15 protein-coding genes are annotated in these 17,060 nt (G+C 70.2%); 7 read left to right on the top strand and 8 right to left on the bottom strand.

Annotated elements, in window-relative coordinates; all coding sequences use genetic code 11:
- Positions 1-5: 5 nt before the first annotated feature.
- A complete protein-coding gene (locus ACIBW9_RS21075; RefSeq protein WP_398957108.1) occupies positions 6-1,637 on the top strand; it encodes an amidohydrolase family protein in 1,632 nt (543 codons plus the stop codon).
- A gap of 9 nt (positions 1,638-1,646) precedes the next feature.
- Here the strand turns inward: ACIBW9_RS21075 and ACIBW9_RS21070 are convergent, their stop codons facing one another.
- Complete coding sequence (locus tag ACIBW9_RS21070) at positions 1,647-2,516, bottom strand: serine protease (RefSeq protein WP_398957106.1); 870 nt, start codon at positions 2,514-2,516, stop codon at positions 1,647-1,649.
- Between the two features lie 952 nt (positions 2,517-3,468).
- On the opposite strand from ACIBW9_RS21070, the gene ACIBW9_RS21065 reads away from it, so the two are divergent.
- Positions 3,469-4,680, top strand: a complete 1,212-nt coding sequence (locus ACIBW9_RS21065; RefSeq protein WP_398957104.1) for a pyridoxal phosphate-dependent aminotransferase — start codon at positions 3,469-3,471, stop codon at positions 4,678-4,680.
- Positions 4,681-4,727: 47 nt separating this feature from the next.
- On the top strand, positions 4,728-5,165 hold the full coding sequence (locus tag ACIBW9_RS21060) for a hypothetical protein (protein ID WP_398957101.1): 438 nt from the start codon (positions 4,728-4,730) through the stop codon (positions 5,163-5,165).
- 211 nt (positions 5,166-5,376) lie between these two features.
- On the opposite strand, the gene ACIBW9_RS21055 is transcribed toward ACIBW9_RS21060, so the two are convergent.
- From ACIBW9_RS21055 to ACIBW9_RS21025, 7 genes are all read right to left on the bottom strand, one after another.
- On the bottom strand, positions 5,377-6,549 hold the full coding sequence (locus ACIBW9_RS21055) for a hypothetical protein (RefSeq protein WP_398957099.1): 1,173 nt from the start codon (positions 6,547-6,549) through the stop codon (positions 5,377-5,379).
- Complete coding sequence (locus tag ACIBW9_RS21050; RefSeq protein ID WP_398957097.1) at positions 6,546-7,370, bottom strand: PP2C family serine/threonine-protein phosphatase; 825 nt, start codon at positions 7,368-7,370, stop codon at positions 6,546-6,548. Before ACIBW9_RS21050 ends, ACIBW9_RS21055 begins: the two co-directional genes overlap by 4 nt.
- Before the next feature lie 11 nt (positions 7,371-7,381).
- Positions 7,382-8,143 carry a hypothetical protein gene (locus ACIBW9_RS21045; protein ID WP_398957095.1) on the bottom strand — a complete coding sequence of 254 codons (762 nt, stop codon included), beginning with the start codon at positions 8,141-8,143 and terminating at the stop codon, positions 7,382-7,384.
- Between the two features lie 25 nt (positions 8,144-8,168).
- The gene (locus ACIBW9_RS21040; RefSeq protein WP_398957093.1) at positions 8,169-9,098 is read right to left on the bottom strand and encodes a hypothetical protein; all 930 of its coding nucleotides are present in this window, start codon (positions 9,096-9,098) and stop codon (positions 8,169-8,171) included.
- Positions 9,099-9,190: 92 nt separating this feature from the next.
- Positions 9,191-9,616 (bottom strand): hypothetical protein, encoded by a 426-nt coding sequence (locus ACIBW9_RS21035; RefSeq protein WP_398957090.1) that lies wholly within the window; start codon positions 9,614-9,616, stop codon positions 9,191-9,193.
- Between the two features lie 16 nt (positions 9,617-9,632).
- Entirely contained in the window at positions 9,633-10,619 is a 987-nt protein-coding gene (locus ACIBW9_RS21030) for a serine/threonine-protein kinase (protein WP_398957088.1), read from the bottom strand.
- Between the two features lie 450 nt (positions 10,620-11,069).
- A complete protein-coding gene (locus ACIBW9_RS21025) occupies positions 11,070-12,893 on the bottom strand; it encodes a phosphoenolpyruvate carboxykinase (GTP) (RefSeq protein ID WP_398957086.1) in 1,824 nt (607 codons plus the stop codon).
- 341 nt (positions 12,894-13,234) lie between these two features.
- Between ACIBW9_RS21025 and ACIBW9_RS21020 the strand changes: the two genes are divergently transcribed.
- The 4 genes from ACIBW9_RS21020 (at position 13,235) to ACIBW9_RS21005 (ending at position 17,050) form a co-directional block, all read left to right on the top strand.
- A complete protein-coding gene (locus ACIBW9_RS21020) occupies positions 13,235-13,981 on the top strand; it encodes a hemolysin III family protein (RefSeq protein WP_398957084.1) in 747 nt (248 codons plus the stop codon).
- A 118-nt stretch (positions 13,982-14,099) separates the two neighbouring features.
- Positions 14,100-15,662, top strand: coding sequence for an MFS transporter (locus ACIBW9_RS21015; protein ID WP_398957082.1), 1,563 nt, complete (start codon positions 14,100-14,102; stop codon positions 15,660-15,662).
- On the top strand, positions 15,659-16,300 hold the full coding sequence (locus tag ACIBW9_RS21010; RefSeq protein ID WP_398957080.1) for a TetR/AcrR family transcriptional regulator: 642 nt from the start codon (positions 15,659-15,661) through the stop codon (positions 16,298-16,300). The genes ACIBW9_RS21015 and ACIBW9_RS21010 overlap by 4 nt, the downstream gene beginning before the upstream one ends.
- Before the next feature lie 33 nt (positions 16,301-16,333).
- Positions 16,334-17,050: a Mut7-C RNAse domain-containing protein gene (locus ACIBW9_RS21005; protein ID WP_398957078.1), complete on the top strand. Its 717-nt coding sequence runs from the start codon at positions 16,334-16,336 to the stop codon at positions 17,048-17,050.
- Positions 17,051-17,060: the final 10 nt, after the last annotated feature.

The raw sequence follows: 17,060 nt of genomic DNA, 5'->3' as shown, positions 1-17,060 counted from the left end.
AGGCCGTGGAAGAGCTGGTCATCCGGGACGCGGAGGTCGTGGACGGCAGCGGTGAGCCGTCGTACCGGGCGGATGTGGTGGTCGACGGCGGCAGGATCGTCTCGATCGTCAAGGAGGCGGCCGCCGCGGGCTGTCTGCGCCCGAAGGGGCGCCGGGAGCTGGACGCGGAGGGGCTGGCCCTCTCCCCCGGCTTCATCGACATGCACGCCCACAGCGATCTGGCCCTGCTCCGGGACCCCGACCACAGCGCCAAGGCCGCGCAGGGCGTCACCCTGGAGGTGCTGGGCCAGGACGGGCTGTCGTACGCCCCCGTCGACGACCGCACGCTCGCCGAGGTGCGCCGCGCGATCACCGGCTGGAACGGGTACGGCGACGACATCGACTTCGACTGGCGCTCGGTGGGCGAGTACCTGGACCGGCTGGATCGGGGGATCGCGGTGAACGCGGCCTATCTGGTCCCGCAGGGGACGGTCCGCATGCTGGCCGTCGGCTGGGAGGACCGCGAGGCGACCCCGCAGGAGCTGGACCGGATGCGGCAGTTGGTCGCGGAGGGCCTGGAGCAGGGCGCGGTCGGCATGTCGTCCGGGCTGACCTACACACCCGGCATGTACGCCAAGGACGCCGAACTGACCGAACTGTGCCGGGTGGTGGCGGAGTACGACGGCTACTACTGCCCCCATCACCGCTCGTACGGAGCGGGCGCCCTGGAGGCGTACCAGGAGATGGTGGCCCTGACCCGCGAGGCGGGCTGCTCGCTCCATCTCGCCCACGCCACCATGAACTTCGGAGTGAACAAGGGCCGGGCGCCTGAGCTGCTGTCCCTGCTGGACGAGGCGCTGGCGGCCGGGGCCGACATCAGCCTCGACACCTACCCCTACACACCCGGCTGCACCACCCTCGTGGCGCTGCTGCCGAGTTGGGCGAGCGAGGGCGGGCCCGAGGCGATCCTGAAGCGGCTGACGGACGACGAGAGCGCTGAGCGGATCCGGTACGACATGGAGGTCGTGGGCGCGGACGGCTGCCACGGCGTGCCCGTCGAGTGGGACACGACCGAGATCTCCGGCGTGGCGGATGCGGGGCTGGCCGATTTCGTCGGCCGTACGGTCCTGCAGTCGGCCGAGGCGCGTGGCGAGTCCCCCTGGGCCACCGCCCGTCATCTGCTGCTTGCGGACCGGCTGGGCTCGACGATCCTGCAGCACGTGGGCCACGAGGAGAACGTCCGGGCGATCATGCGGCACCGCGTCCACACCGGCGGCTCGGACGGCATCCTCCAGGGCACGAAACCGCACCCGCGCGCCTACGGCACCTTCCCGCGGTATCTCGGCCGGTACGTACGGGAGTTGGGCGTGCTGTCGCTGGAGGAGTGCGTCGCCCGTCTGACCTCACGGCCCGCCGCCCGGCTGCGGCTGCCGGACCGGGGCCTGGTCCGCGAGGGCTACCGGGCCGACCTGGTGTTGTTCGACCCGCAGACGGTGGCCGCGGGGTCGACGTACGAGAATCCGCGCACGCTTCCGACGGGCATCCCGTACGTCCTCGTCGACGGCCGCTTCGTCATCGAGGACGGCCGGCGGACGGACGTGCTGGCCGGACGGGCGGTCCGTCGCAGTCCCGTGCGACGGAACGCCACCCGGCGGTGAGCTACGGGACTACGGCTTGGGCAGGGTGCAGCCGGCGGCGCTCAGGTTCAGCTTGTTGCCGGCCCCGAAGCAGGCCGGGATCTGGTAGGTCTCCTCGGCGTAGTTGATGCCCTGGCGGACGGTCACGTTGCCGTTCGCGTCGACCTCGCACGGGTTGTTCTCGGTGCAGCGCTCGCCGTCCTCGTTGCCGGTGTTGTTGACGGCGACGACCTTGCCGGTGGCGTTGTCGACGACGGGCGAGCCCGAGGTGCCGCCGATGGTCTGGCAGGCGGAGGTGTAACGGAGGGAGTCCTTCCAGGTCCAGTCGCCCTCCTTGAGGCGGTAGACGAAGCCGTCGACGTTGCAGGCGTACGTCCTCTTCCAGTAGCCGGAGACGACCGTGATCGCGGTGCCCACGGTCGGGTGCGTGTCCTGCACGGTGAGCGGGCTGATGCCGTAGGTGCTCTTGATCTTCGCGTAGGTGGTGGTGAGCTGGTAGATCGTGACGTCCGTGTCCGTCATCGTCGAGTAGGCCACCTTGCTCGCCCTCAGCGTCCCGACCTTGGTGGCCGAGGCGTTGAGCAGGCTGAAGCTACGGCTGGAGGCCTGGTCGACGATGACCTCGCCCGGCTCCGGGAACCCGGTCTCCAGGCAGTGGCCGTTGGTCAGGACGAGCGCCGGGTCGGTGTCCGCGGAGTTCGGGAAGCGGATGACGGAGCCGGAGCAGTTGCTGAGCGCCACGGTGCCGGCGAAGTTGACGGCCTTGATGGTGGGCGTGGCCGTCTTCGTCGTCGTCTTCGTGGCCGCGCCGTCCGTGAGCAGGGGCGCCGCGACCGCGGGTGCCATGCCCGCCCCGGTTATCACCAGGGCCGAGAGCACGGCGAGGAGAGGCTTCTTCATGTGGGGGTCCCCTCTTGCGACTTGGGCGACCGGAGATTTTCCGGCCGCCCATAGATTTGACATGTGCATTGTGAGGGGAGAGGGGTGGTTGGGCAAGAACGTATCCAGCCCTACGGCTGCTTGGGCCCCTTGCTGCCGCCCTGACCGTGCCCGGGGTTGTTGCGGGAGCGGCCGGGGGCCGAGGCGGTCACGGTGGGATTGGGCGCAGCCGTGGCCCCCGCGGCGGAAGCGCCGGCAGAGGGCTCCCGGCTCACACCCCCGGACGCGGTCCGGCTCGGTGAGACACTCGAACCCGGGGAAGCCACCGGGGACGATTCCACTCCACCGCCGGACGGCTGACCGGTGACAGCCCCACCGGGGGCCTCGGAAGCCGCAGGCGACGCGGACTCCCCTACCGTCGGCGCAGCACTCTCCTCCTTGCCCTGCACGCCACCAGAGGGCGCGGAGGAGCCTCCGGAGAAGGAGAACCCAACAACCAGGGCCAACACCACACCCCCGGCGACGACAGCCCCCATGAGGGGCGCGGGGCTGTGTCGACGAGCGGCTCCGCCGCGGGGCGCGACAAGCCCCCACCGGCCGCCGGACGACCGACGCCCCTTCCCCCGCCTCCCCGCGGAGCGATTCCGCCGGGAGGGCCGCGGCACGTACGCCTCGTCCACCGCCGGAGGCACGGGCATCTCCCGGGTCTCGTCATACGCATTGAGCCACCCGTGCGCAACGGCCGGATCGGCATACTCCTCGTACGAGGGGACCGACTCCGGCTGCGGGTGGTACACGTTCGGCGGACCCTGAGGTGCCCCGTTTTCGTACTCGGGTGGCCTGGACATGACCGCGCATTGTAGAGACGGGCGGGACTCGTGGGACAGCTACCGGCGATAACGGCCCAAACCCCATGTCTCACGTGGCGGATAACACGGGCCAAGACGCGTTACCGGGCCGTAAGCTCCCAGACATGCAGGTGATCCAGTCGACCAAGCTCGCCAACGTCTGTTACGAGATCCGGGGCCCGGTGCTCGAGGAGGCGATGCGGCTGGAAGCGGCCGGTCACCGCATTCTCAAGCTGAACACGGGGAACCCGGCGGCGTTCGGCTTCGAGTGCCCGCCCGAGATCCTCGAGGACATCCTCCGTAACGTGTCGTCGGCGCACGGCTACGGCGACGCGAAGGGGCTGCTGGCCGCCCGCCGGGCGGTCGTCATGCACAACCAGACCCTCGGCATCGAGACCGACGTCGAGCACGTCTTCATCGGCAACGGCGTCTCCGAGCTGATCGTGATGGCCATGCAGGGCCTGCTCGACGACGGCGACGAGGTCCTCGTACCGTCGCCGGACTATCCCCTGTGGACCGCCGCCGTCTCGCTCTCCGGCGGCACGGCCGTGCACTACCGCTGCGACGAGCAGTCCGACTGGATGCCCGACCTCGCCGACGTCGAACGCAAGGTCACCGACCGCACCAAGGCGATCGTCATCATCAACCCCAACAACCCGACGGGGGCCGTCTACGACGAGGCGATGGTCAAGGGCCTGACCGACATCGCCCGCCGCCACAACCTCCTGGTCTGCTCGGACGAGATCTACGACAAGATCCTCTACGACGGTGCCACGCACACCCCGACCGCCGCCGTCGCCCCCGACCTGCTGACCCTCACCTTCAACGGCATGTCGAAGGCGTACCGGGTGGCGGGCTACCGGGTCGGCTGGATGTCGATCTCCGGGCCGCGCGCCCACGCGGACTCGTACATCGAGGGTCTGACGATCCTGGCGAACATGCGCCTGTGCGCGAACATGCCGGGGCAGCACGGCGTGGTCGCCGCACTGAGCGGACGCCAGACCATCAACGACCTGGTGCTGCCGGGCGGGCGGCTGAAGGAGCAGCGGGACGTCGCCTACGAGCTGCTCACCCAGATCCCGGGCGTGACCTGCGTGAAGCCGAAGGGCGCGCTGTATCTCTTCCCGCGCCTCGACCCCAAGGTGTTCAAGATCAAGGACGACCGGCGGATGGTCCTGGACCTGCTGCGCCGCGAGAAGATCATGGTCGTGCAGGGGACCGGGTTCAACTGGGCCGAGCCCGACCACTTCCGGGTCGTGACCCTGCCGTCGGTAGGGGATCTGCGGGACGCGGTCACCCGGATCGGGAACTTCCTCGATGGCTACAGCCAACTTTAGACGAAATCTAAGCTAGGATGGTTTCCTGACAGCACAGGAGGCCATCCATGTACGAACCGATCCGCACACCTCCTTCCCGCAAGGGGTCTGTCCACAGCACGATGGCCGGCACCACCTCCGACTCCGACTTCCCGCACCGCTCCCGTGAGGAGGAGCTGGACATCCAGCTCGCGGGCCATCTCGGGGCGCTGCTCGCCGTCACCGACGAGCTGCGGGCGGCTGTCCCTTCCGAGGAGCTGGACGCCGCGGCCGAGCGGCTCGCCGGGCAGGTGGCCCGACTGCGGGGCGGAATGACCCCGGTCCGCATGCCCGTGGCGCTGTCGGACGACGACCCCATGGCCCTGCACGAGCGGGCCCACGCCCTCGCCGGACGCGCCCTGGTCGTGGCGGCGTCCAGGGCGGACACGGCGGCGGCCATTCTCGCCGCCGAGCAGATGGACGTGCATGCGGCCGCTCTGGAGCCGCGCGAACTCTCGTCCCACTGAGCCCCCGGGGCTCCCTCTGACGGCCCCGGTCCGCGTGCTACCCGCAGCGTCGCGCGGACCGGGCGCCACAGCACCGCATTGGCTGAGGCCGCGGTGCCTGGTCGCCGTAGGGTTCATGTCTGCCCGCGGCTGCGGGTCACGTCGTGGCTTGTCGCACAGTTCCCCGCCCCTTGGCAGCGTGACTGGTTCCGTCGCGTTCCGGGACGGGCGGTCAGGCATTCTGCGCGATGATCCCCACGATCACGATGATCAGCACGAGTGCGACCAGCAGCGCGACACCCATGAGCGGGCCGAACCGGCTCACTGCGGGCGGCTGTTGAGGCGGAGCCGGGGTCGGTACGAGGACCGGCCGCGGGCCGTTGAAGACATCGTGGCCCGTCGTCGCGGCGCGGGTGCACCACGGGCAGGCCGGCAGGTGGGAGCCGTACGTGTGCAGGGGGCGGGCGGGGCACACCCGTACCTGGGCGCGTTCCTTGTCGAGGGCGCGCAGCCAGGCCTCCGCGGAGGGGCGGGCGGCGGGGGCGTGAACGCCGGGGCCGAAGGCCGAGCGGGCCAGGGTGAGGAGCTCGGGCGGGAGGACGGAGGGGTCGACGGTGCCACGCGGGACGACGACGAGTTCGGGGCGGACCACGTAGGAGACGCTGGCGGCGATGTTGTCCTTGACCGTCGACTCGGAGGTGCTCTCGTGCGGGACGCCGCCGAACGGGTGGTTGCCGGCGGTGAGCAGCTGGTAGACGAGGACGGCGAGGGCGAAGTCGTCGCTGGCGCGGGTCGCCGGGCCGCCCGCCTGCCGCTCGGGCGAGGAGTAGTCGGTGGTGTGCATCAGACAGGGGAAGGCCTCGCCGGTCACCGGGTCGGTGAAGGCGATCGAGTCGCAGTCGAGGAAGGTGACGAAGCCGTTGGCGTCCACGACCACGTTGCTGCTGGAGAAGTCGCCGATGACGAGGTTGTCGTGGTGCATGCGCGCGGTCATGAAGGCGAGGTTCCAGGAGACGCCGAGCAGGAACCGCCAGTCCGCGCGGTCCGGGAAGAGGCGCAGCCGCTGGGCGCGGGTGAACAGGCCGACGAGCTGGACGTGTCCGGGTTCGCCGAAGCGGTGCATGGCGTAGCCGAGGAACTCGCCCTCGGGGCCCCGGGCCAGCGCGGTGGGCCAGGCCAGTTCGGGCGGCTGGGAGGCGTCGGTGGGGCGGGCGGCGAGCGGGGACATGGCGAGCATGCGGGTGAGCCGGCGTTCCTGGTCGGGGCCCGGGCGGTCGCGGTAGAGCTTGACGACGGTGTGGTCGTCGCCCTCGACCGGGAAGACGGCGGCCTGTCCGCCGCCCTTGAGCGGAAGCTCGGCGAGAGTGACGCGCTTGCCGTCCAGGAACACCTTGCGGCCGCTCATGGGCGCACCTTGCGCACGGCCCGCAGCAGTGTCTTGTCGTCGGCGTTCAGTGCGGTCAGCCGGTCCGACCTGAGGAGCGCGGTGAGGCTCTCGTGGGCGCTCTCGGAGACGGGTCCGGGGGCGTCGAGGGAGCGGAACACGGCGTCGGCGAAGGAGGAGTTCGGAGTGGGCGGGCCCGCGGCGGAGCGGGAGAGCGCGGCCTGGGCGAGTCCGTCGGTGGACAGCAGCACGCCGTCGATGCCCGGGTCGCAGACACAGTCGGTGTGCACCCAGCGGGCCGCGTCCGGTGAGGTGAGGAAGACGGTCTCGTTGCTGTACTCGCCGGCGGCGTCCGGCTGCGGCAGCAGATGGAACTGCCGTTCACCGTCCTCCGTACCGGCCCGCAGTACGACGAAGCCGTCGCCGACGCTGAGGTGGCCCAGCCAGCCGGGGGCGAGGACGACGACGGTGAGGGTGGTGGCGAAGTCGTCGGATTCGGCGCCGGTGCGGTCCAGGAAGATCTTGCTGACGTCCCGGTAGGCCTGCGTGAGCAGTTCGTGGACGCCTTTGCCCGGCTCGCAGTCGTGGGCGGCGGCCGCCCGGCGCCCGAAGTGCTCGACGGCCAGCTCCACGGCGAGCCGCGAGCCCTGGCCGGACCGCTGCCGGCTGCCTGCGCCGTCGGCGACGGCGAGCACGGCGACGGACGCCGACGAACCGTACGTACAGGCGTCCTGGCCCGGCATGCCGGCCCGGTGGTGGCGGTAGCCGGTGACGCTGACGCCGTGGATCCGCCACGGGGAGTGCCGGTCGTCGTCGCCCCGCAGGGCGGTTCCTTCGTCCATCGCCGGCCGCCTCAGGATTCCCAGGCCGGCCGCTGGGTCTTGAACTGGCTGAAGATCTTCTCGAAGACCTCGTCCCCGGCGCCCTTCTGCTCGGCGTTGGCGCTGGCGGACATCATCTGCAGCAGTTCGCGGAACGGGAAGCCCTGGATACGGGCGTTGAAGGTGGGTGCCAAGGCGCGCAGGACCTGTTCGCCGAGGTCGGTGATGCCGCCGACGCCGATGGCGTAGAGCCGGAAGCGCCGGGCGCGCTGCTCCTCCTCCAGGGCCGGGACGAGCCGGTGCCAGGAGTTGGTGTGGTGGCCGGTGCCGTCGGTGGGCAGGCCGTCGGTGACGAGGCAGATCTGTGGGCGGTAGTACTGCAGTCCGGAGGCGCGCAGTTCGGCTTTCCGCGCGGCCACGAGGTGCATCGACAGCTCCAGGGCCTCCGTCATCAGGGTCACCCCTGCGGCGCCGAGCTGGGGCGGACTGAACATGTGGGCGGGCACGAAGGGGCTCACCGGGGCGCCGGGGGCGAGGGGCTGTGGGCCGCGCCAGGCGGCGACGCCGTGTCCGCCGAAGGTGACGACGGCGACCTCGACGCTGTAGCTGAGGGCGACGTCGTCGTGGAGTTCGCGGGTCCATTCCACGAGGGCGCTGTTGAGGGTCTGGATCGGCGGGCCGGCCATGGAGCTGGAGGTGTCGAGACAGAGCACCAGCGGCAGCCGCTGGGCGTTGTTCTCGAACTCGATGTCGGCGTACTCCGCCGGCAGGGTGGGCGGGTATTCGCTGGACATGGCTACTCCTGATGAACCGGTGCGTTCAGTGGGCACGGGCGTGCCGGGCCGGGGCGGGCGGATAGGCGTACAGCACGTCGGAGCCGGGGTCGGGCGGATCGGCCACGTCGACGCGGGAGCCGGGCGCCGGCGGCGGCTCAGCGGGCTCGGCCCACACAGCGCGGTAGAGGACGCGGTCGAGCTCGACGTAGCCCTGGGGGTGGAGGGGGGTGCGGAGGGTGGCGGGGTGGGTGGGGCCGACGCGGGCTGTGGGGGGCCGACGAGCGCGGGAGGGGGCGGGGTTGGCACGGAGGGCGCGGGTGGGTTCGTCGGCGGTGCGGGCGGCCGGGACGGCGGGTGCGGCGGGGGCTGTGCGGGTGCGGCGGACGGCGAGGACGAAGGCGGCGAGGAGGAGGATCAGGGCGGTGGCGGTGGCGAAGAGGAGCCACTTGTCGCCGTTGCCGTTGTCCTCCCTGGAGCCGACGGCGGATTCGTGTTGGCTGGTCGCCATGCCGCTGCCGATCAGGTCGCCGCCGGTGAGCGTGCTCTTGCCGTCGACCGCTCGGCAGAACGACTGCCTCTCCTTGCAGACGTTCTTCAGCTCCGCGCGAGTGCTGGGTGACAACGGCGTGATCACGGCTTCCGGGTCGACAAGCCTGTGGTTCTGTGCCGCCAGCATGAGAAGGACCGTGCCGCCCTCGCCGGTGGTGACTCCGGCCGGTACCTGGACCTCCAGCCTTTCGGCGTGCTTCTCGGCGAGTCCGATGGCCTCATCGCGTTCCTTCTGGGAGCCGTCCGCCTTCAGCTCGTGATCGAGGACGACCTTGAGGTCCTCCCCCTTTTCGAGCCGGTCGGCCCAGCACCGCAGCCTCGCCGGAAAGTCCCCGCCGCACTTGTCACCCGCACTCGCCGGTGTCGCCGACCCCAAAAAGGCAACCGCCCCGAGCAGCACCGCACAACACACCCAACGCCTCATGGGCGACCCCCCGTGGCCCGAAAACCCCCGCCCATAATGGCGGCAACGCGCCCTGACCCGAAAGGGGTTGAAGGAAATCGCGCAACTCACTTCTACAGCTTGAACACCTCGTGGCAGCGCAGGAACATCTGTCGCGCCCGTTCCACCCAGTCACTGGCCAGCGCGTCGAAGTCCGCCTGGGTGACCCGGCAGCTCAGCGGCAGATCGCACACCCCCGCGAGGCACGGACGCGGACCCCGTACGTCCCACACCGAGAGCATGGGGTTCAATTGTTCGGTATTCCACGCGTTCGACGCCGCCGCCGCAACAGCCAGCTGATCGTGGCGCAGAGAATGACCGTCCGTGATGAAAGCGACAAGCAGCCGTTTCGTGGTCATGAATCTGACCGTGAGCATCCGCCCCGTTTCCTCCAGATCGAATTGGAGGGACACCGAATCCGTGTCGGCGGCGGCACGGTAATTCCGCCCATCCCCCCAATTCCGCACCAACTGCCGCCAGTGCGTCCCGATTTCGAGCACCGCACCGGACCGTGACTCAGACGCTGCCACGGCCCACCGCCCGCACGACCATCCCGTCGGTGAGCCCGGCGTCCAGCAGCGCCTGGGCGTGCAGCAGCAGACAGGACGGCACGGAGACGCTCGTACCGGCCTTGCGCCGCGCCGCGAGTTCGTCGACCCGTATCTCGATCGTCCGTCTCACCTTCGGCGGCGGCCAGGCCGGCGCCCGCGGAGTCTCCTCCAGCAGCGCGGCAAGGAGTTCGTCGAGCCGCGGCCGGTCCTCGGGCCGCTTGGCGAGGCAGTGCGCGATCAGCGGACGCACGGCCGCAGGTACGGCGTCGAGGTCGGGCTCGCCGAGCACGACCTGGTAGCGCACCGCCTCCCCGGTGCCGTGCGGCGGCTTCCCGGTCAGCGCGTACACCAGCACCCCGCCGAGGGAGAACACATCGCTCGGCGGACCGACCGCCGCCCCCTTCATCTGTTCCGGCGACATGAACGGCGGTGTGCCGACGACGATTCCGGCCTGGGTGAGTCCGGGCGCCCCATCGACATGGGAGATCCCGAAGTCGATGACGCGCGGACCGTCGGAGGCGAGCAGCACGTTCGCCGGCTTGAGGTCACGGTGCACCACTCCCGCACCATGGATGGCCTGCAACGCCTCGACCAGGAACGCGCCCAGTCGGCGCGCCTGCGGTTCGGGCAGCGGCCCGTCCGTGCGGACCGCCTCCGCGAGCGAGGGGCCGGGCACGTACAGCGTGGCCAGCCAAGGCAGTTCGGCCTCGGGGTCGGCGTCGACCACGGCCGCGGTGTAGGCACCGCTCACCACTCGCGCGGCCGCGACCTCGCGGGCGAAACGCTCCCGGAACTCCTGCTCGGCGGCCAGTTCGGGCCGTACGACCTTCACCGCGACCTCGCGCCCGGCGGGCGAGCGGGCGAGATACACCCAGCCCATGCCGCCCGAGCCCAGGCGCCCCACGACGCGGTACGGCCCCACCTTCAGGGGGTCGCTGACCGGTGTGCGCACCCCGCTCACCTCATTTCGGGGTTCGTTGCAGGATGTCCTGAGTGTGCCGCGAAATCCCGGTCCGTACAGAGGTGATGGCGGAAAAATCCGTACAGAGGTGATGGACGAAGAATCCGGACCGAGGCGACGACGGAAAGGACGAAGGCCTGTCGTCGCTCTCCCGTCGGGGCGGACGGGAGAGCGACGACAGGCCTTAGGGGTGTCCGGCGGATCATGTCGGCGTCACGGGCCCTGGCACGCACTCCCCCGGAGGGGGCACCTGCAGCTGCACGCACCAGACCCGCTCGGCTCGGCTGTCAGGGGCCGTGTCGTGCAGCCGACCTGATCCGCCGGACACCCACTGAGCCCCGTACGCCGTTGTACGGGACCTCGTCGGCTCGTACCGCGGCCGGCCGTGACGATCACTGGTCAGGGCATCCGTGCCGACCGCGGAGTTCGCGGGGGCGGGGCTCAGCCCAGGCGCTGCACCAGCGCCCGGTACTCGTCCCACAGTTCCTTCGGGGTGTGGTCGCCGAAGGTGTTGAGGTGCTCGGGGACCAGGGCGGCCTCCTCGCGCCAGACCTCCTTGTCGACCGTGAGCAGGAAGTCGAGGTCGGACTCGGAGAGTTCCAGACCGTTGGTGTCGAGGGATTCCTTGGTCGGCAGGATGCCGATCGGGGTCTCGACGCCCTCCGCCTTGCCGTCGAGGCGGTCGACGATCCACTTCAGGACGCGGCTGTTCTCACCGAAGCCGGGCCAGACGAACTTGCCCTCGTCGTTCTTGCGGAACCAGTTGACGTAGTAGATCTTGGGCAGCTTGGACTGGTCCTTGTCCTTGGCGACGTCGATCCAGTGGCCCATGTAGTCGCCCATGTTGTAGCCGCAGAACGGCAGCATGGCGAACGGGTCGCGGCGCAGCTCGCCGACCTTGCCCTCGGCGGCGGCGGTCTTCTCGGAGGCCACGTTGGCGCCGAGGAAGACGCCGTGGTTCCAGTCGAAGGACTCCGTCACCAGCGGGACCGCGGTGGCGCGGCGGCCGCCGAAGAGGATCGCCGAGATCGGCACGCCCTTCGGGTCCTCCCACTCGGGCGCGATGATCGGGCACTGCGCGGCGGGGGTGGTGAAGCGGGCGTTGGGGTGCGCGGCCGGGGTCCCCGACTCCGGGGTCCAGTCGTTGCCCTTCCAGTCCGTCAGATGGGCCGGGGTCTCCTCCGTCATGCCCTCCCACCACACGTCGTTGTCGTCGGTGAGCGCCACGTTGGTGAAGACCGAGTTGCCCCACAGCGTCTTCATCGCGTTGGCGTTGGTGTGCTCACCCGTGCCGGGCGCGACGCCGAAGAAACCGGCCTCCGGGTTGATCGCGTACAGGCGGCCGTCCTCGCCGAAGCGCATCCAGGCGATGTCGTCGCCGATCGTCTCGACCGTCCAGCCTGAGACCGTGGGCTCCAGCATGGCGAGGTTCGTCTTGCCGCAGGCGCTCGGGAAGGCTGCGGCGACGTACTTGGACTCACCGGTCGGCGGGGTGAGCTTCAGGATCAGCATGTGCTCGGCGAGCCAGCCCTCGTCGCGCGCCATCACCGACGCGATGCGCAGGGCGTAGCACTTCTTGCCGAGCAGCGCGTTGCCGCCGTAGCCGGAGCCGTAGGACCAGATCTCGCGGCTCTCGGGGAAGTGCGAGATGTACTTGGTCGAGTTGCACGGCCAGGGGACGTCCTTCTCTCCGTCCTCCAGGGGCGCTCCGAGGGTGTGCACGGCTTTCACGAAGAAGCCGTCGGAGCCGAGTTCGTCGAGGACCGGCTGTCCCATGCGGGTCATGGTGCGCATGGAGACCGCGACATAGGCCGAGTCGGTGATCTCGACGCCGATCGCGGAGAGGTCCGAGCCGAGGGGGCCCATGCAGAACGGGACGACGTACATCGTCCGGCCCTTCATGGAGCCGCGGAAGACGCCCTTCTCGCCCTGGAAGATCTCCCGCATCTCCGCGGGGGCCTTCCAGTGGTTGGTCGGGCCCGCGTCCTCCTCCTTCTCGGAGCAGATGAAGGTGCGGTCCTCGACACGCGCGACGTCGGTCGGGTCGGAGGCCGCGTAGTAGGAGTTCGGGCGCTTGATCGGGTCGAGTTTCCTGAAGGTGCCCTTCTCGACGAGCTCCTCGCACAGGCGCTCGTACTCGGCCTCGGATCCGTCACACCAGACCACGTTGTCCGGTTGGGTCAGTTCGGCGATCTCGTTCACCCACGAGACCAGTTCCTGATGCTTGGTGGGAATGACGGTGGGAGCCGCGTTGTCGCGCGCCACGATTGCTCCTAAATGAGGGATTTTTGTTGTGGAGGCCCCGTGGGGGCTGCGACCCGGATGCTTCGTGGCTGGATCTTCAGCGCTCATCCGGTGCCGACCGCACTCATTTGATCATCCGACGCGAGTGCCCATATGTCCAGAGGGCCTCACAGGTGAGCGGAGTGGGGATCGTCACGCGGAAGTGTGTTTCCAAGCGTGTTTTTGCGTGCACGTTGAGTTCACCTGAAGGTTCTTTTGCCTGACGGCCTCAACGCCAACTGCCGTGAGATGATGGCCACTCTTGGCCCGTTCTCAGCCCGCACTCATCCGCAACCTACGGTCCCGTAGGTACGATGAAGGGCATGACTGCGCCCGTCCCCGACGCGCCAACGGACACGCCGGCCGCCGGCCGCGGTTCCGTCGCGCCCTCCATTCCGCACCAGATCAAGGAGCACGCCCAGCAGCTCGCCGAGCCGATCAAACCGAAGCTCCGCGGCTGGCTGCATCTGGGCATGTTCCCCGCCGCACTCGTCTCGGGCCTGGTGCTCACGGCCCTCGCGGACTCGACCCGAGGACGCATCGCCTGCGGGATCTACGCCCTGACGGCCTGCCTGCTGTTCGGCGTGAGCGCGCTGTACCACCGGGGGAACTGGAGCCCGCGCATGGACGGCGTCCTGCGCAGGCTCGATCACGCCAACATCTTCCTGATCATCGCGGGCACGTACACACCGCTGACGATGCTGCTGCTGCCGGGTGCGAAGGGGCAGTGGCTGCTGTGGGGCATCTGGGGCGCCGCGGCGGCGGGCATCGTCTTCCGGGTCTTCTGGGTCGGCGCCCCGCGCTGGCTCTACACCCCCTGCTACATCGCCATGGGCTGGGCGGCCGTCTTCTTCCTGCCGGACTTCATGCGCGCGGGCGGCATCGCGGTGCTGGTCCTGGTGATCGTGGGCGGTCTCCTCTACAGCGCGGGCGGCGTGATCTACGGCATCAAGCGACCGAACCCGTCACCGCGCTGGTTCGGCTTCCACGAGGTCTTCCACTCGTTCACGCTGGCCGCGTTCGTCGTCCACTACGTGGGGATCTCGCTGGTGGCGTACCAGCACGGCTAGTACCTCGCAGCACCAACAGGGCCACGGCTTCCACGCCGTGGCCCTTTTGCATGCGCCAAGCAGATTGAGAGCCCAATCCGATTGACGGTTCCTATATTTTGAGAGTTACTCTCATTTCATGGTTACTACCACCTTGAACCCACGGCGCTGGTGGGCCCTAGGGGCCCTGGTCGCGAGCATGCTCACGCTCGGCTTCGACACGACGATCCTCAACGTGGCGCTGCCGACCATGGCCGCCGATCTCGGCGCCCCCACCGGGCAGCAGCAATGGATGGCGGACGCGTACGTCGTCGTCTTCGCGGCGCTGATGCTGCCCGCCGGGCTGCTCGGCGACCGCTTCGGACGGCGGCTGATGCTGATCGCGGGGCTCGCGGTCTTCCTCGCCGGTTCGCTGGCGGGCGCGCTGGCCGGGGACGTGAACTGGGTCATCGCCGCCCGTGCCCTGATGGGCGTCGGGGCCGCGCTGGTCACCCCGCTCGCGCTCTCCGTGCTGCCCACGCTCTTCGCCCGCGGCGAGCAGCCCAAGGCCACCGCCATCGTCTCCGCCGCCTCCGCGCTCGGCCTGCCGCTCGGCCCGATCATCGGCGGCTGGCTGCTGAACCACTTCTGGTGGGGCTCGGTCTTCCTGGTCAACGTCCCGATGGCCGCGATCGGCATCGCCGCCTGTGTCTTCCTGCTCCCCGAGACCCGCGATCCCGCCTCCCCCAAGGTCGACACCGTCTCCACCGCGCTGACCGCGACCGGCCTCGCCGCCCTGGTCTACGCGATCATCGAGGCGCCCACCCGCGGCTGGGGCGACCCGCTGGTCCTGGCCATGCTCGCGGCGGCCGTCGCCCTCATCACCGCCCTGGTCCTGCGCGAACGCCGCGTCGAGCGCCCCATGCTCGACATGACCCTCCTCACCCACCGCGGCTTCCTCTTCAACACGATCGCCGCGACCCTGGTCATGTTCGTCCTGTCCGGCCTGCTGTTCGTCCTGCCGCCCTACCTCCAGGCGGTCCTCGGGAGCGACGCCTTCGGCACCGGCGTACGTCTGCTGCCGATGATGGGCGGCATCCTGGTCGCCTCCCGGACCGCCCCGCCGGCCGCCGCGCGCTTCGGCGGACGCGCCACGGTGAGCGCGGGCCTGGTGGTCCTGGCCTTCGCGGCCTTCCTCGGCAGCCGTACGACCGTCGACTCCGGCTACGGCTACACCGCGCTGTGGCTCTCGATCACCGGTCTCGGCTTCGGCTTCTCGCTCATGCCGGCCATGGGCAACGCCCTTGCCGCCCTGCCCCGCGACCGCGCCGGCAGCGGTTCCGGGCTGCTGATGACGCTCCGCCAGGTCGGCGGCGCGATCGGTATCGCCCTGCTCGGCAGCCTGCTCGCGGGCGCCTTCCGCGACCGGCTCGACGTCACCGGGCTGCCCGCCGAGGCCGCCGACGCCGCCGGGGACTCCGTGGTCGCGGCGCACATCGTCGCCGAGAAGGCACATCCCGACATCGCAGCCCACCTGGCCGCCTCCGCGAACAGCGCGTACGTCCACGGCATGGGCCTGGTACTGCTGGTGTGCGGGGTCGCGGCGCTCGTATCGGCGCTGCTGGCGGCCGCGTTCCTGCCGAACACCCGGGCCGACCGAGCCGCCGTACCGGCGGAAGGCACCCCGGACATGGTCGCCCCGGCGGCCGATGCCCGACAATGAGCCGCATGACGGCCGCACGTTCCCCCCTCTCCCCCGCCGACCGCTCCCAGCTCGGCCTGCGCGAACGCAAGAAGATCAAGACGCGGGAGGCGATCCGCACGGCGACCTACGCGCTGATCGAGGAGCAGGGCTACGACGCCACGACCATCGAGCAGATCGCCGAGCGGGCCGAGGTGTCGCCGTCGACCGTCTTCCGGTACTTCCCGACCAAGGAGGACATCGTCCTCACGGACGAGTACGACCCGCTGATGCTGGAGGAGTTGCGGGCGCGGCCCGCCGACGAGTCGTGGATCGAGTCGGTGCGGCACATCATGCAGAAGGCGCTGGACTTCATGGCACAGGAGAGCCCCGAGGTGATCCGGCTGCGGGCACACCTCGGGGTCCAGGTCCCGGCCGTCCGTTCCCGGATGTACGAGAGCATGTCGGAGACCGGGCGCCTGATGCGGGGGGCCATCGCCGAGCGCTTCGGCCTGGACCCGGACAGCCTCGAGGTCCGCGTCTACGCGATGTCCCTCATCGGCGGCCTCATGGAGGTCAACATGTACTGGGCAGAGAACGACTTCGGGGGCGATCTCGGGACACTCATGAACCGCGCCCTGGACGTCCTCGAACACGGCCTCCCCAGCAAAAAGCCCTGAGCCCGTCGTCCCCTCCCATGACATCCTGACCGGGTGAACGGTCCCGAGATCCACGTCGAGTTCGCCCCCGACCTGGCCGTGTTCGTCCAGCACCGCCTGGAGCGCAGGCTTGCCACCGACGGCGTCTCCTCCCTCGGCCACGCCGTCGAGTCGGCCGGCGTCCCGCTCACCGAGGTCGGGACGCTGTGGGTCAACGGCCGCGAGGTGCCGCACTCGTACGTCCCCGCCGCGGGCGACACCGTGCAGGTCCGCCCCGTCGAGCGCCCCCAGCAGGTGCCCGGCGCCCCGCTGCGCTTCCTCCTCGACGTCCACCTCGGCACGCTCGCCCGCCGGCTGCGCCTGCTCGGTGTGGACACGGCGTACGAGTCGACGGACATCGGCGACCCGGCGCTCGCCGCCCGCTCGGCCGCCGAGGAGCGGGTCATGCTCAGCCGCGACCGTGGCCTGCTGCGCCGCCGCGAGCTGTGGGCCGGGGCGTATGTCTACAGCACCCGGCCCGAGGACCAACTCCGGGACGTCCTGGACCGGTTCCGGCCCGAACTCAGGCCCTGGACCCGGTGCACCGCCTGCAACGGGCTGCTGAGGGAGGCCACCAAGGAAGAGGTCGCCGACCAGCTGCACGGCGGCACCCACCGGTCGTACGACGTCTTCGCACAGTGCCGGGAGTGCGGCCGCGCCTACTGGAAGGGCGCGCACCACGAACAGCTGGTGGCCATCGTGACGCGCGCCCTGGAGGAGTTCGCGAGCTAGACCCTGTCGT

Source organism: Streptomyces sp. NPDC049541 (assembly GCF_044465725.1).
GTDB lineage: Bacteria > Actinomycetota > Actinomycetes > Streptomycetales > Streptomycetaceae > Streptomyces.
Note: the sequence above shows the minus strand (reverse complement) of the source record. Positions and strands in the feature narration are given on the sequence as shown.